The sequence below is a fragment of the Bradyrhizobium sp. UFLA06-06 genome (assembly GCF_054820065.1).
Window position 1 is genome coordinate 82,081 of the sequence record NZ_JADFUD010000012.1, and the last position, 15,656, is coordinate 97,736.

General features: G+C 66.1%; 10 protein-coding genes. 9 read left to right on the forward strand and 1 reads right to left on the reverse strand.

Annotated features, from left to right (window positions below):
- Positions 1–69 precede the first annotated feature (69 nt).
- The gene (locus IF803_RS13165; RefSeq protein ID WP_461192409.1) at positions 70–1,050 is read left to right on the forward strand and encodes a helix-turn-helix domain-containing protein; all 981 of its coding nucleotides are present in this window, start codon (positions 70–72) and stop codon (positions 1,048–1,050) included.
- A 20-nt stretch (positions 1,051–1,070) separates the two neighbouring features.
- Positions 1,071–2,138: a maleylacetate reductase gene (locus tag IF803_RS13170; RefSeq protein ID WP_461192410.1), complete on the forward strand. Its 1,068-nt coding sequence runs from the start codon at positions 1,071–1,073 to the stop codon at positions 2,136–2,138.
- Position 2,139: 1 nt separating this feature from the next.
- Here IF803_RS13170 and IF803_RS13175 read toward each other — a convergent pair whose 3' ends face one another.
- Positions 2,140–3,594: a GH1 family beta-glucosidase gene (locus IF803_RS13175; protein WP_461192411.1), complete on the reverse strand. Its 1,455-nt coding sequence runs from the start codon at positions 3,592–3,594 to the stop codon at positions 2,140–2,142.
- 242 nt (positions 3,595–3,836) lie between these two features.
- Between IF803_RS13175 and IF803_RS13180 the strand changes: the two genes are divergently transcribed.
- The 7 genes from IF803_RS13180 (at position 3,837) to IF803_RS13210 (ending at position 15,656) form a co-directional block, all read left to right on the forward strand.
- Positions 3,837–6,503, forward strand: coding sequence for a M1 family metallopeptidase (locus IF803_RS13180; protein ID WP_461192412.1), 2,667 nt, complete (start codon positions 3,837–3,839; stop codon positions 6,501–6,503).
- A gap of 78 nt (positions 6,504–6,581) precedes the next feature.
- On the forward strand, positions 6,582–8,234 hold the full coding sequence (locus IF803_RS13185) for an acetolactate synthase large subunit (protein WP_461192413.1): 1,653 nt from the start codon (positions 6,582–6,584) through the stop codon (positions 8,232–8,234).
- A gap of 257 nt (positions 8,235–8,491) precedes the next feature.
- Positions 8,492–10,132, forward strand: coding sequence for a phosphoglucomutase (alpha-D-glucose-1,6-bisphosphate-dependent) (pgm, locus tag IF803_RS13190; RefSeq protein ID WP_461192414.1), 1,641 nt, complete (start codon positions 8,492–8,494; stop codon positions 10,130–10,132).
- A 23-nt stretch (positions 10,133–10,155) separates the two neighbouring features.
- Positions 10,156–11,112 carry an NAD-dependent epimerase/dehydratase family protein gene (locus tag IF803_RS13195; RefSeq protein ID WP_461192415.1) on the forward strand — a complete coding sequence of 319 codons (957 nt, stop codon included), beginning with the start codon at positions 10,156–10,158 and terminating at the stop codon, positions 11,110–11,112.
- A complete protein-coding gene (locus tag IF803_RS13200) occupies positions 11,105–11,980 on the forward strand; it encodes a dihydrodipicolinate synthase family protein (RefSeq protein WP_038386222.1) in 876 nt (291 codons plus the stop codon). Before IF803_RS13195 ends, IF803_RS13200 begins: the two co-directional genes overlap by 8 nt.
- A gap of 97 nt (positions 11,981–12,077) precedes the next feature.
- Positions 12,078–13,169, forward strand: coding sequence for a S1C family serine protease (locus IF803_RS13205; protein ID WP_461192416.1), 1,092 nt, complete (start codon positions 12,078–12,080; stop codon positions 13,167–13,169).
- 159 nt (positions 13,170–13,328) lie between these two features.
- Positions 13,329–15,656, forward strand: coding sequence for a xanthine dehydrogenase family protein molybdopterin-binding subunit (locus IF803_RS13210; protein ID WP_461192417.1), 2,328 nt, complete (start codon positions 13,329–13,331; stop codon positions 15,654–15,656).

Below are 15,656 nucleotides of genomic sequence, written 5' to 3' on the forward strand. Positions count from 1 at the left end.
TGGATATTGACCTGGACCCGCGGAACGCGCTTGGCTGTGAGCGAACCGGACTGGGCTCGGAGTGAACTGATGCAGCAAATCGCCGCCGCGGATCGCTCGCGCAAACTGAGCTGGAATACCGCGGACACCAGGCCGGGCGAGCAGTTTGCCTATTATCGCGAGGCGATCTGCCAGGCCTTCATGAACCTGACGCCGGAGCCGCCGGCGACGCCAGGCTTCCTCGCCCGGGTCGAGACCGTTGGACTCGGCGACGGCGCGGTCAACCGGGTCAGCTTCCCGGAGCATATCGTGCGACGCTCCGCTGCCGACATCGCCGCGTCAAGCCGGCGCTGCTACTACCTCAATCTGAAGCTCGCCGGCCGCTGCCGGATCCAGCAGGCGGGACGCGAGATCAGCCTGTCGCCGGGACAGGTCGGAATCTTCGACAGCGGCCAGCGCTTTGCGCTGCTGCACGACCGCGGCCCGGCGCTGCAGGTCGCCTCGTTCTGGGTGCCGGCCGAGGCGCTGGATGAACGGCTGCCGTCGGCGCCCGAGGCCGCGCCGGCGCGGGTCTCCGATGATCCCTTCGTCGGCCATCTCATCACAGAAACGGCGCAGGTCCTGAACACATCGGCGCTCCGTGCTTCGGATGCGGACAACGCGCGGCTGTTCGGCGTGCTGCTCGATCTGGTCGCGCTTAGCCTGTCGCGCAGCGGCCGCGCAGGCGCCGCCGAGAGCGCCGGCCTTGCCGATGCGACGTGGCTTACGCTGCGCCGCGCCGTGGACCGCAGGCTGCGCGAGCCCGGGCTCGGCGTTGCCGCCATTGCGGCTGCGATCGGCATCAGCGAGCGCTATGTCCACAAACTGTTCGAGCGCGCCGGCACGACATTCGCCAGCCATGTGATGGACCGCCGCCTCGACGGCACGGCGCGCGATCTGAGGGACCCCGCGATCGCCGGGCGCACGATCGGCGACATCGCGTTCGACTGGGGCTTCTCCGACCTGTCGCATTTCACGCGGCGCTTCAGGCACCGCTTCGGCTGCACGCCGCGCGACTGGCGCCGCGGCTGACCAACGCTTCGGAAATCGCCATGGCGCAGCCGTTCACCTACCAGGTCAGCCCGATGCGGGTCGTGTTCGGGGTCGGCACGGTCGCGCAGTTGGCGGGCGAGCTCGACCGGCTCGGCATCAGCCGCGCGCTGGTGCTGGCGAGCCGGCGGCAGCAGGCCGAGCTCGGCGATCTCGCTGGCCTGACCGGCGGCCGTGTGGCCGGATTGTTCGACGGTGCAGTGGTGCACACGCCGGTCCCGGTGACCGAACGTGCGATGGAGATCGTCCGCGAGCTCAAGCCGGACGGCGTGGTTGCGATCGGCGCCGGCGCCGCGACCGGCCTGAGCAAGGCGATTGCGCTGCGCACCGACCTGCCGCAACTGATCGTGCCGACCAGCTATGCCGGCTCCGAGATGACGCCGGTGCTCGGCGAGACCGTCGACGGCGTCAAGACCACGCAATCATCGCCGAAGATCCTGCCCGAGGCCGTGATCTACGACGTCAACCTGACCGTCTCGATGCCGGCCAAATTCTCCGCGATCTCCGGCCTCAACGCCATCGCACACGGGGCCGAGGCGCTGTATGCGCGGGACGGCAACCCGATCACCTCGCTGATGGCGGAAGAGGCGATTGCGAAGCTTGCCTCGTCGCTGCCCGACGTGATCGCGCGGCCGCGCGATCTCGAGGCGCGCTCCGACGCACTGTACGGCGCGTGGCTGTGCGCGGTCTGTCTCGGCACCGTCGGCATGGCGCTGCATCACAAGCTCTGTCACACCGTCGGCGCGCTGTTCGACCTGCCGCATGCCGAGACCCATGCGGTGCTGCTGCCGCATACCATCGCCTACAACACACCGGCCGCCCGCGATGCAGTCAGCCGCGCGGCGAGGGCGCTCGGAGCGGCTGACGCCGCCGACGGCCTGTTCGATCTGTCGGCAAGGCTCGGCGCGCCGCGTTCGCTCGCCGAGATCGGCATGCCCGAAGACGGCATCGCAAAGGCCGCCGCGCTCGCCACCAAAAACCCTTACTGGAATCCGCGGCCGATCGAGGAGAGCGGCATCCGCGACCTGCTGAAGCGTGCGTGGTCCGGCGCGCGCCCGCAGGCCGGATAGATCAAACCCCGATCGCGTTGCGCGCGATCACGTCGCGGTAGAATGCCGCGCTCAATTTCGGCACCCGCGCCTGGGTCTCGAAATCCACCCGGTAGAGGCCGAAGCGCTTCTCGTAGCCGAAGATCCATTCGAAATTATCCATCAGGCTCCACAGGAAATAGCCGTGGACCGGGACGCCGTCGGCGGTCGCGCGCTGCAACTGCGCAAGGTAGTTGCGCAGGAACATGATGCGGTCGAGGTCGTAGATCTGCCCGTCCGGATGCACCTTGTCCTCGCCGGACGTGCCGTTCTCGCTGATATAGATGCTCTTGATGTTCCACAGCTTGGCGGCAATCCGCGGCGCCCAATAGATCGTCTCTGGCGCGATCCGCAGCCATTCCGAGCTCATATGCGGGAAGGAAGCCGGCATCGGCAGCGGCTTCCAGCCGGGGGCATGGTCGGTCGCAAGGATGTAGCATTGCGGCGCGTAGATGTTCAGCCCGACGAAATCATTGGGCTGCGAGATGATCTTCAGTTCGTCCGCGGTGAATTTGGGCGCATCCGCGCCGGCATATTGCAGGAAGCCTTCGGTGTACTTGCCTTCGAGGACGACACCGAGAAAACCCGCATTGAGCTCGCGGGTCGCGATCTCGGTGGCGCGGATGTTCTCCGGCGTGTTGAAGGCGGGCACGCAGGCGGTGATGTTCTCGGCCGGCCCGACCCGCGTGCCGGCACGGCCTTTGGCGCGGATCGCCTGCACCGCAAGACCATGCGCCAGCGCGACGTGGTGGCGCGCCTGGTTCACCTCGCCCGCTGGCAGCTTCAGCCCGGGGGCGTCGACGCCGAGCGCATAGCCGAACGGCAGGAAACGCCCGACCTCGTTGAGGGTGAAGACGTTCTTCACGCGGTCGGTCAGTCGCTGCGCCACGTAGCCGGCATAGTCGCCGAATGCCCTCGAGGTGTCGCGCGAGCGCCAGCCGCCGACACGGTCCTGTAACGCCTGCGGCAGGTCCCAGTGATAGAGCGTGGCGTAGGGCTCGATGCCGTTCGCAAGCAACTCGTCGACCAGGCGGTTGTAGAAGTCGAGGCCCTTCGGGTTCGGCGCCCCGGTGCCGTCGGGAAACACCCGCGGCCAGGCAATCGAGAAGCGATAGGCCCTGGCGCCGAGCTCCTTGATGAGGCGGACATCCTCCTTGTAGCGGTGATAGTGGTCGTTGGCGCGATCGCCGGTCGAGCCGTCCTCGATCTTGCCCGATGTATGGGTGAATGTGTCCCAGATCGATGGGCCGCGGCCGTCCTCATTGACCGCGCCCTCGACCTGGTAGGACGAGGTCGCGGTGCCCCAGACGAAGCCCGTGGGAAAGTTTGTGCCGTCCGGCCGCGACGCACGGTTTGCAGCCTCGGCGGGGCCGGTCAAACCGAGCGCCGAGAGGCCTGCGAGGCCCGCAAACTGCCGGCGCGAGAACTTTCCGAACATTGTTGTCTCCCGTCGCGGACGTTGCCGCTGGAATGCGAGCCGTACGTTAACCTTCCATCCCGCCGTTGAGCAACAAGGGTCAGCAGGCCAAAGTGCCATGGCGAGCGGCGCACCAATCAATGCGAAGCATTGTGACGCCAATGTCGCGGAGTTGTCAGTTTTGTGGCGACATTTTCTCTACTAGATTGCTTGCTACGGCCTTCCGCAATGGCATCCGATAATCCCCCGGTGAGCTGCGCGCGATGAACATGCCTGCAACCCATGTCCGAAGGGCGCTGCTGCGTCGTCTTGCCACTGCGATCGGCTTGCTGCTGACAATGGCCGCGGGCGCGCGGGCCGAGCAGACATTTTCGTTCGACCGCACGCCCGGAAAGCTGCCGAAGACGGTCTTCCCGCTGCATTACGCGATCGAGCTGACGCCTGACATCGCCAGCCTCGCTCTGCCCGGCGTCGAGACCGTCGACATCGAGGTGCGCGAGGCGACCGCGCAGCTGACGCTGAACGCCGTCAACACGACTTTCACCGAGGTCACGATCGATGACGGCGCGCAGCGCGCGGAGGTCGCGACTAACGCCACCGCGCAGACCGCAACGTTGACCTTCACCAAGCCGCTTGCGGCCGGCCGCCACAAGCTGCGCATCGCCTTCACGGCGCAGATCAATAAATTCGGCACCGGCCTGTTCTCGGTCGACTACCCGACCAGGACCGGGATCAAGCGGATGATCTCCAGCAAGCTGGAGCCGGCCGATGCAAGGCGGATCTTCCCGTGCTGGGATGAGCCGTCGTTCAAGGCGAGCTTCGCGCTGACCGTCGTCATTCCACGCAATCTGCTCGCGGTCGGCAACATGCCCGTGACCAGCGAAGAGCCGGTCGCCGGCGATCTCAAGAAGGTTGCGTTCGCGCCGACGCCGAAGATGTCGAGCTATCTGCTCGTGCTCACGGTCGGCGAGATCGAGCGCGTCACGGCGGATGCCGGCGGCGTCACGGTCGGCGTGGTGACGACGGAGGGCAAGGGCGGGCAGGGCCGGTTCGCGCTCGACAGCGCGGTGAAGCTGCTCGCCTATTACAACGACTATTTCGGCGTCAAGTATCCGCTGCCGAAGCTCGACCTGATCGCCGTTCCCGGCGGGTTCGGCGGCGCGATGGAGAACTGGGGCGGCATCACCTTCTTCGAGAGCCGGCTGCTGTTCGATCCCGCGACCTCTGCGGAGACCGCGCGGCGCGGCATCTTCGCGATCATCGCGCACGAGATGGCGCATATGTGGTTCGGCGATCTCGTCACCATGGCATGGTGGGACAATCTCTGGCTCAACGAGGGCTTTGCCAGCTGGATGGCGACCAAGGCCTCGGAACAGTTCTATCCAGAGTGGCAGGGCTGGCTGAACGGCTACGGCGCGAAGCAGTTTGCCATGACGCTCGATGCGCGGCGTACCTCGCATCCGGTGCAGCAGCCGATTGCCGATCACAGTGAAGCAGTCACGGCATTCGACGCCATTACCTACAACAAGGGGCAGGCGCTGATCCGCATGCTCGAGAACTATCTCGGCGAACAGGCGTTCCGCGACGGCATCCGCAAATACATGGCCGCGCATGCCTACGGCAACTCGACGACCGCTGATCTCTGGCAGGCGCTCGAGAGTACCGGCGGCAAGGCGATCACCGGTATCGCCGCCTCGTTCACCGAGCAGGACGGCGTGCCGCTGGTCGTGGCCGAGGCGGCTTGCGATGGTGTGGCGCAACGCCTGACCTTGCGGCAGGACCGCTTCGTGATCGCGCCAGCCAACAATCCGCCGCTGCCGGCCCGCAACTGGCAGCTCCCGGTTGCGGTCGGGCCGGCGCATGGCAAGCCGTTTGACGAGATATTGCTGAAGGGGAGCACCAATATCCCGGCCGGCGCCTGCGGCGATGCGATCAAGGTCAATCTCGGCGACGTCGGCTACTACAGGGTCGAGTACGGTCCGAAGAACCGTGCGGCGTTGTTGAACGCCTTCCCGCAAATGCAGGTCACGGACCGTCTCAATGTCGTCACCGACAGCTGGGCGCTGGTGCAGGCGGGCCGCGCGGAGGCGCCGTCCTATCTCGCGCTGCTCGATGCGCTCGATGCCGGTGACCATCGCGCGGTGTGGGACCAGGTGATCTCGACATTCGCGGCGCTGAACCGCCTGTCGCGCGGCCGCACCGAGCGGCCGGTGATCCAGGCCTATGCCCGCGCCAAGCTGCGCCCGGTGTTCGATCGGATCGGATGGGACGGCGCCGGTTCAGGCGGCGATGACACTGCGTTGTTGCGTGCAAGCCTGATCTCGACGCTTGGCGACCTCGGGGATGCGGCTATTGTGGCGGAAGCGAAGCGGCGCTTTGCGGCATTCGTCGATGATCCCAATTCGCTTCCGACCGCATTGCGCGATGCCGTCACGCATGTTGTCGGTGTGACCGCCGATCGGGCAACCTATGACAAATTGCTCGCGCTGGCGCGCAACAGCACGGCGACCAATGAACGGCTGCGTTATTATCTCGCGGCGGCAAGCGCCCGCGATGCCGAATTGGCGCGGGCGACGCTGGCGTTGACGCTGACCAACGAATTGCCCGATACGATCGTGACGGGGATGATCAACGCGGTTGCGTCCGCAGGCGAGCAGCCGCAGCTCGCCTGGAACTTCGTCAGGACCAATTTCGATACGTTGCTGGCAAGGCAGGGACCGAACTTCCGCGACCAGTTCGTGCCGAACTTCATGACCAATTTTACCGATGAGGGCCACGCGGCGGAACTCGCCGCGTTTGCTCCGTCGCAATCAACCACCGGCGGACGGGTGATGGTGGCGCGATCCGTGCAGGCGATCGCGATCTCGGCCGATCTTGCCGCGCGCGTGTTGCCCGCCGCCGACGCCTGGATCAGGGCGCACAAGCCGTGAGCTCGCGAGGGAGTTTCCGGCAGCGCGCGATGCGGATATGCTCCGTGCGCGGCATGCAATCAACGATGCGAGGCTGAGATGGTCAAAGGTTCCGATTTGCTGGTCGCGGCCCTCGAGAATGAGGGTGTGGAGCGGGTGTTCGGCGTCCCCGGCGAGGAGAATCTCGACGTCGTCGAGAGTCTGCGCAAATCCTCGATCAAACTGATCGTCACACGCCACGAGCAGGCTGCGGCCTTCATGGCGGCGACCTATGGCCGGCTGACCGGTAAGCCCGGCGTCTGCATGACGACGCTCGGTCCCGGCGCGCTCAACCTGACCACTGGCGCCGCCTATGCACTGCTCGGCGCGATGCCGATGGTGATGCTGACCGGCCAGAAGGGCATCTTGAGCAGCCGGCAGGCCAAGTTCCAGATCGTCGACATCGTCAACACGTTCCGCCCGCTGACCAAATTGTCGCTGCAGATCGTCAGCGGCGCGACCATTCCGACGCTGGTCCGTGACGCCTTCCGCATTGCGACGCAGGAACGGCCGGGGCCGGTGCTGCTCGAACTGCCGGAAGACATCGCAGGCGACGAGACGACGCCGGTCGAAATGATACCGCCGCATCCGATCGAGATTCCGATCGCGCACGCCGCCGCGCTCGACCGCGCCGCCGACATGATCCTGAAGGCACAGCGCCCGCTGATCATGCTTGGTGCGGCGGCATCGCGTCCGCGTTCGACTGCCGGGATCGGCGATTTCGTGCGGCGCACGAAAATCCCGTTCTTCACCACACAGATGGGCAAGGGCACGGTATCCGGCGGCACCAATCAGTATATGGGAACCGCTGCGCTGAGCGAGCGCGACTATGTGCACGAGGCGATCGACCGCGCCGATCTCATCATCGCGATCGGTCACGACACGGTCGAGAAGCCGCCCTTCATCATGGGCCCGAAGGGGCCGCAGGTGATCCATGTCAGCTACATGCCGGCAACGGTCGAGCAGGTCTATTTCCCGCAATGCGAGGTGATTGGCGACGTCGGTCCGAGCCTCGAATTGCTGGCTGATCGGGTCGAGGGGAAGCTGCCGCATGCCAGCGCGCTGCTCAGCCTGCGCCAGAGCATTCTGGCGAAGATCACCGATCGCGCCACCGAGGGCCGCTGGCCGCCGACGCCGCAGCGCATCGTGCATGATGTGCGGCAGGTGATTCCGGAGGACGGCATCGTCGCGCTCGACAACGGCATGTACAAGATCTGGTTTGCGCGCAACTACCGCACGCTGCTCGCGAACTCGCTGCTGCTCGACAACGCGCTCGCGACCATGGGCGCCGGCCTGCCGTCGGCGATGATGGCGGCGATGCTGTATCCGAACAACCGCGTGCTCGCGGTCTGCGGCGACGGCGGCTTCATGATGAACTCGCAGGAGCTCGAGACCGCCGTCCGCCTCAAGCTCAATCTGGTGATCCTGATCCTGGAGGATTCCGCCTACGGCATGATCCGCTGGAAGCAGGCGGTCGATCATTTCCCGGATTTCGGCCTGACCTTCGGCAATCCGGATTTCGTCAAATACGCTGAAAGCTACGGCGCCAAGGGTTCGCGGATCGCGAGCACGGATGCGATCGTCCCGACCCTGGAACGGGCCTTCTCCGGCGGCGGCGTGCATCTTGTCGTGGTGCCGATCGACTATAGCGAGAACAAGCGGGTGCTGGTCGACGAATTGCGCGAGAAGGTGCAGCAGATCGATGTGTCGTAGAGCATGATCCGGACCCGAAGGGCCGCGTTAGCGCAAAGTGCGAAGCGGTTTTCCCTTGCGACAAACGCAAAGCGTTTGCGCGGAGATCATGCTCAAACAAGAAGCTGAAGCATGGCTGCGGTGGGCAAGGAACGAAAAGCCCTCGGCTTGATTGAACGTAAGCCGCCATGGTAGCACGCCAAGATGTCACGCCAAGATGTCACGCAATGGCATCACCATTGCGCAGATGGTCGGCGATACCAGATCTGAGAGGTCACGTGACTGCACCAAATCCTGCCGCCGGCAAACCCATCGATCCCGCCTCGCTCGCCAATGTGCCGCGGCTGGTCACGGCCTATTTTGCCGGCAAGCCCGATGCCACCGATCCCACCCAGCGGGTTGCGTTCGGCACCTCGGGCCATCGCGGCTCGTCGCTGAAGAATTCCTTCAACGAGGACCACATCCTCGCCACCACACAAGCGATCTGCGACTACCGGCGCGAGAAGGGCCTCACCGGGCCGCTGTTCATCGGCATCGACACCCATGCGCTGGCCGAGCCGGCGCTGGCCAGCGCGGTCGAGGTGTTCGCGGCGAACGGCGTCGAGATCATGATCGATGCGCAGGGCGGCTACACGCCGACGCCGGTGATCTCGCATGCGATCCTGAGCTACAACAAGGGCCGCAGCACGGGCCTTGCCGACGGCGTCGTCATCACGCCGTCACACAATCCGCCGGAGGATGGCGGCTACAAATACAATCCGCCGCATGGCGGCCCGGCCGACACCGATGTCACCGCCGTGGTCGAGAAGAACGCCAACCGCTATATCGAGACCGGCCTCAAGGGCGTGGCGCGGATGCTCTACGATCGCGCGCGCAAGGCCGCGACCACGCATCTGCACGACTACATCACGCCCTATGTCGCCGATCTCGGCAACACCGTCGATCTGGCGCTCATCAAGTCCGCCGGCGTCAAGATCGGCATCGACCCGCTCGGCGGCGCGGCGGTGCATTACTGGCAGCCGATCATCGCGCGCTACGGCATCAACGCCAGCGTCGTCAATGAGGCCGTCGATCCGACCTTCCGCTTCATGACCGCGGACTGGGACGGCAAGGTCCGGATGGACTGCTCGTCGCCTTATGCGATGGCGAGCCTGATCGGGATGCGCGACCGGTTCGACGTCGCCTTTGCCAACGACACCGACGCCGACCGCCACGGCATCGTGACCCGCTCGAACGGGCTGATGAACCCGAACCACTTCCTCGCCACCGCGATCGCCTATCTGTTCGCGCACCGGCCGCAATGGAGCAAGGACGCCGCGATCGGAAAGACCATCGTGTCGAGCTCGATCATCGATCGCGTCGCGAAGAAGCTGAACCGCAAGCTGGTCGAGACGCCGGTCGGCTTCAAATGGTTCGTCGACGGGCTCGGCAGCGGCGGCTTCGGCTTTGCCGGCGAGGAGAGCGCGGGGGCTTCGTTCCTGAAGCGCGACGGCTCGGTGTGGACCACCGACAAGGACGGCATCATCCTCGGCCTCCTGGCAGCCGAGATCATCGCCAAGACCGGCCGCGATCCGAGCGAATTGTTCGGCGAGCTGACCACCGAACTCGGCGTTCCCTATTACGAGCGCATCGATGTGGCGGCGACGCCGAAGCAGAAGAACGCGCTGAAGGCGCTCGGGCCCGAGCAGCTCAACATGACGCAGCTCGCCGGCGATGCCGTGCGCGCGGTCAGGACCAAGGCGCCGGGCAACGACCAGCCGTTCGGCGGCATCAAGGTCGAAAGCGAGGCGGGCTGGTTCGCCGCGCGTCCCTCCGGCACCGAGGATGTCTACAAGATCTACGCCGAAAGCTTCCGCGGGCCGGATCATCTGAAGCAGATCCAGGGCGATGCGCAGGCCGCGATCGCCAAGGTGTTCTGAAAGGCGCGGGCCGGGCGGAATTCATGCGAATATTGTTGACCGGCTCCTCCGGCTGGCTCGGCCGTTTCCTCGCGCCGCGGCTTCGACAGGCCGGCCATGACGTGGTCGGCCTCGACGTCGTCGCGGGTGAGGCGACCGATGTCACAGGCTCGGTAGCCGAACGATCGGTGGTCGAGCGTGTGTTCGCCGATCACGGCATCGAGGCCGTGATCCATGGCGGGGCGCTGCACAAGCCCGATATCGCGCGGTTCGCGCCGCAGGCCTTTGTCGACGTCAACGTCACAGGCACGCTCAATTTGCTGCAGGCAGCAGTGGCTGCCGGCCACGACCGTTTCGTCTTCACCTCGACGACCTCGCTGATGATCTCGCAGGCGATCCGCGACGAGGAAGGCCATGCTGCGGTGTGGCTCGACGAGACGACAGGACCGCTCGAGCCGCGCAACATTTACGGAGTGACAAAACTCGCCGCTGAAGGGCTGTGCCGCCTGTATAGTCGCGAGCACGGGCTGAACTGCGCGGTGTTGCGCACCAGCCGCTTCTTCCCCGAGGATGACGACACCATCCGTGACATCCATGGTGAGAACCTGAAGGCGACCGAGCTGCTGTACCGCCGCCTCACGGTCGAGGACGCCGCCGATGCCCATGTCGTGGCACTGGACAAGATCCGCGGCTTCGAGGTCTTTGTGATCAGCGCGCCGACGCCGTTTGCGCGCGGCGACGTCGCCGACCTGAAGACGGACGCGGCTGGCGTGATCGCGCGCCATTTCCCCGATGCGCCGGCGCTGTTCGCGCGGCGCGGCTGGCGTCTGCCGAAATCGATCGGCCGGATCTACGACGCCGGCAAGGCCGAACGGCTGCTCGGCTTCCGCGCTGGGACGGATTTCGCAGCGGTGCTCGGCGCCTTGCGCAGCGGCGCGCCGCTTCCCTTTGCGCACGATCCCGATTATGTCTCGCCGTCAACGAGGCTCGCAAATGGCTGATTTCCACGGCGTCTTTCCGTACCTGGTGTCCCCGGTCGACCCCGCCGGCCATGTCCGCACCGAGGTGCTGGGCCGGCTCTGCGACGATCTGGTCAAGGCCGGCGTCCACGGCTTGACGCCGCTCGGTTCGACCGGCGAGTTCGCCTATCTCAACAATGCGCAGCGCATGCAGGTGGTGCAGACCACGATCGAGGCCGCGCAGGGCCGCGTGCCCGTGGTCGCCGGCGTCGCCTCGACTTCGACGGCGGATGCGGTGGCGCAGGCCAAGGCCTACCAGAAGCGCGGCGCGAGCGGCATCCTCGCGATCCTGGAGGCCTATTTCCCAGTCGCCGATGCGCAGGTCGAATCCTATTTCCGCGCCATCGCCGATGCCGTCGACATTCCGGTCGTGATCTACACCAATCCGAATTTCCAGCGCTCCGACCTCACGCTCGACGTCATCGCGCGGCTCGCCGAGCATCCGCGCATCGGCTACATCAAGGACGCCTCGACCAACACCGGCCGGCTGCTGTCGATCATGAACCGCTGTGGCGACAGCCTGAAAGTGTTCTCGGCCTCCGCTCATATTCCGGCCGCGGTGATGCTGATCGGCGGCCATGGCTGGATGGCGGGCCCGGCCTGCATCATCCCGCGGCAGAGCGTCGAGCTCTACAATCTGTGCCGCCGCACCCGCTGGGACGAGGCGATGGCCCTGCAGCGCAAGTTGTGGCGCATCAACGAGGCGTTCGCCCGCTTCAACCTCGCCGCCTGCATCAAGGCCGGGCTCGCGAGCCAGGGCTACGACGTCGGCGATCCCGTGCCGCCGCAGGCGCCGCTCACGGCCGAGCAGCGCAAGGTGGTCGAGGCGGCGTTGCGCGATCTGGCCTGAAGCCGTCGGGGGCTGCGCGGCAAAATGCCGGGCAATCCGCCTTGGCTATGCCGGAAACCTCCGCTTGGTCAGCGCGTTTGTTGCGTGGAGCACACCAATGAATCGGCGTACCGTCCTTGTCCTGACCGTGATCGCGGCCATTCTGCTGATATTCGCGGCCGGCAGCATCCGTCAGGCGCCGTGGAGCGGCCCGGCTGCCCGCGCCGTCGCCGAGCGCGGCGCGCTGTCGGATGCCGAAAAGGCCAATGTCGAGATCTTCGAGAAGGTCTCGCCGTCGGTCGTGCAGGTGGTGACGCAAACCGCCGCCAATCCGCTGAGCGATGAGCAGGAGGGCGGCGGCGCGGCGTCAGGCACCGGCATTGTCTGGGACAATGACGGCCACGTCGTCACCAACAACCATGTGGTGCAGAACGCAAGCCAGGTCGCGATCCGCTTTGCCTCCGGCGAGGCGGTACGCGCCGAGATCGTCGGCACGGCGCCGAACTACGATCTGGCCGTGCTGCGCATCCGCAGCGCGCGCAAGCTGCCGCCGTCGTTAGCGCTCGGCAGCTCAGCCGATCTCAAGGTCGGCCAGTTTGCCTATGCGATCGGCAACCCGTTCGGACTCGATCAATCGATGTCCAGCGGCATCATCAGCGCCCTCAAGCGTCGGCTGCCGACCTCGAGCGGCCGCGAGATCTCCAACGTGATCCAGACCGACACCGCGATCAATCCGGGCAATTCGGGCGGCCCGTTGCTCGATTCCGCCGGCCGGCTGATCGGCGTGACCACGGCGATCCTGTCGCCGTCGGGCTCGAATGCCGGCATCGGCTTTGCGATCCCGGTCGACATCGTCAATCGCGTGGTGCCCGAGCTGATCCGCAACGGCCGCGTGCCGACGCCGGGGATCGGCATCGTCACCGCCAATGAGGCGGTCGCCACCCGTATCGGTGCCGAAGGATTGATCGTGGTGCGCACGACACCGGGGTCGTCGGCCGAGCGCGCCGGGATACGCGGGGTCGACATGTCGACCGGTGAGCTCGGCGACGTGATCAACGCGGTCGACGGCAAGCCGGTCCACCGGCTCTCCGATCTGGCCGACCAGCTCGAGCAGATCGGGGTCGGCAAGAAAGTGCGGCTCAGCGTGAACCGCGACGGCTCGGCGCGCGATATCGAGGTCGCCATCGTCGATATCGGCCGGGCGCAATAATGTCGTTGATGGCCTGACGCGTGCCACCGGATTGTGCTTCCGCGCGCCGCGCGACGAGGCGCCTGTCCTCCGGCCGGCGCGTGGTTGTCAGGCCGCCAAAATCCGCTAAAACCCCCGCCAAATTCTCTGGAAATTCTTGGAAGCTCGAAGGACCCTCTGATGAACATTCTTCCCGGCAATATGCGTTTTGGTGCGGGCCAGCCAGTCAAGCGTCTGGAGGACCAGCGGCTGGTCACCGGGAAGGGGCATTTCATCGACGACAAGCCGCAGGACGGCGCGCTCTGGCTGCACGTGCTGCGCTCGCCGCACGCCCATGCCAACATCAAGTCGATCGATGCCAAGGCGGCGCTGGAGATGCCCGGCGTCAAGGCCGTCTATACTGGCGCCGACCTCGTCAAGGACGATATCGGCACGCTGCCGACGCTTGCGATCTTCAAGCGGCCCGACGGCTCGCCGATGACCGTGCCGCCGCGGCGCCTGCTGGCGCATGAGGTGGTGCGTTACGCGGGCGAGGGCGTCGCGGCCGTGGTCGCGACCTCACGGGTTCTGGCGCAGACCGCGGCTGAAGCGATCGAGATCGATTACGAGGTGCTGCCCTCGGTGGTCGATCCGGCCGAGGCGATCAAGCCGGGCGCGCCGGCGGTCTGGCCGGAGGCGCCCGACAACATCGTGGCCGCGATGAGCTATGGCGATGCCGCCAAGGTCGAGGAGGCCTTCGCCAACGCCGCGCACAAGGTGTTGCTCGACCTGGTCAGCCAGCGCCTGGTGCCGTCGGCGATGGAGCCGCGCTCGACCATTGCCGAGATCGAGAAGAAGACCGGCCGGCTGATTCTCCACGTGCAGTCGCAGACCCCGGGCTCGACCCGCGACCTGTTGGCGGAATCGATCCTGAAGCGGCCGAAGGACAGCGTGCGCGTGCTGGTCGGCGACATCGGCGGCGGCTTCGGCCAGAAGACCAGCCTGTATCCGGAAGACGGCATCGTCGCCTATGCCGCGACCAAGCTGAACGAGAAGATCCGCTGGCGCGGCGACCGCACCGACGAGTTCGTCGGCGGCACCCATGGCCGCGATCTGACCTCGACCGGCGAGTTCGCGCTCGACGCCAAGGGCCGCGTGCTGGCCTATCGGGTGCGCTCGATCGGCGGCACCGGCGCCTATTCGTCGGGCACCGCCAACATCATTCCGCTGGTGCTCGGCCCGTTCGTGCAGACCGGCGTCTACGATTTGCCGCTGGTGCATTTCGAGGTGAAGTCGGTGATGACCCACACCGCGCCGGTCGGCGCCTATCGCGGCGCCGGCAGGCCCGAAGCGGTGTTCATCGTCGAGCGGCTGTTCGACGCCGCCGCGCGCCAGATCGGCATGGATCCGCGCACCATCCGCAAGGTCAACTACATCAAGCCGGCGCAGCTGCCCTACACCAATGCGGTCGGCCAGGTGTACGATTCCGGTGCCTTCGCGCACATGCTGGAGCGCGCGTCCGATTTGGCCGACTGGAACGGCTTTGCCGGGCGCAAGAAGGCGGCGAAGAAGAAGGGCCTGCTCTACGGCCGCGGCCTGACCAGCTACATCGAATGGACCGGCGGCCGCGCCCACACCGAGAACGTCTCGCTGCACGCGACCGCCGAGGGCCGCATCATTCTGCATTCCGGCACGATGGCGATGGGGCAGGGCCTCGCCACCACCTACACCCAGATGATCGCCGATACGCTCGGCATCGCGATGGACAAGATCGACGTCATCCAGGGCGACACGGACCTCGCCACCGGCTTCGGCAGTGTCGGCTCGCGCTCGCTGTTCGTCGGCGGCACCGCGGTTGCGGTCTCCAGCAACGACATGATCAACAAGGCGCGCGACAAGGCCTCCAACTTGCTGGAAGCCTCCGTCGAGGACATCGAGTATCGCGACGGCATCCTCACCGTGGTCGGCACCGACAGGCGCATCAGCCTGTTCGAAATCGCGGCGAAGGAAAACGGCGCAAAGCTCTCGGTCGAGAGCGAGGGCAATGTCGACGGGCCGAGCTGGCCGAACGGCACCCATATCTGCGAGGTCGAGATCGATCCCGAGACCGGCGTCACGCGGGTGGTGCGCTACACCACGGTCGACGACGTTGGCGTCGCGGTCAATCCGATGCTGGTGACGGGGCAGGTGCATGGCGGCGTTGTCCAAGGCATTGGCCAGGCACTCTACGAAGGCGTAGCTTACAGCGAGGAAGGCCAGTTGCTGACCGCGAGCTATCAGGACTATTGCATCCCGCGCGCGGACGACATTCCGACGATCACGGTGACGCTCGATGGCTCCGCGCCGTGCAAGACCAATCCGCTGGGCGCCAAGGGCTGCGGCGAGTCCGGTGCGATCGGTGGGCCGCCCTGCATCACCAACGGCGTGATGGATGCGCTGAGCGAAGTTGGGATCACCCAGCTCAACACGCCGCTGACGCCGTCAAAGATCTGGCAGGCGATCCGCGACGCCAAGGTGACGGCGGCGTAG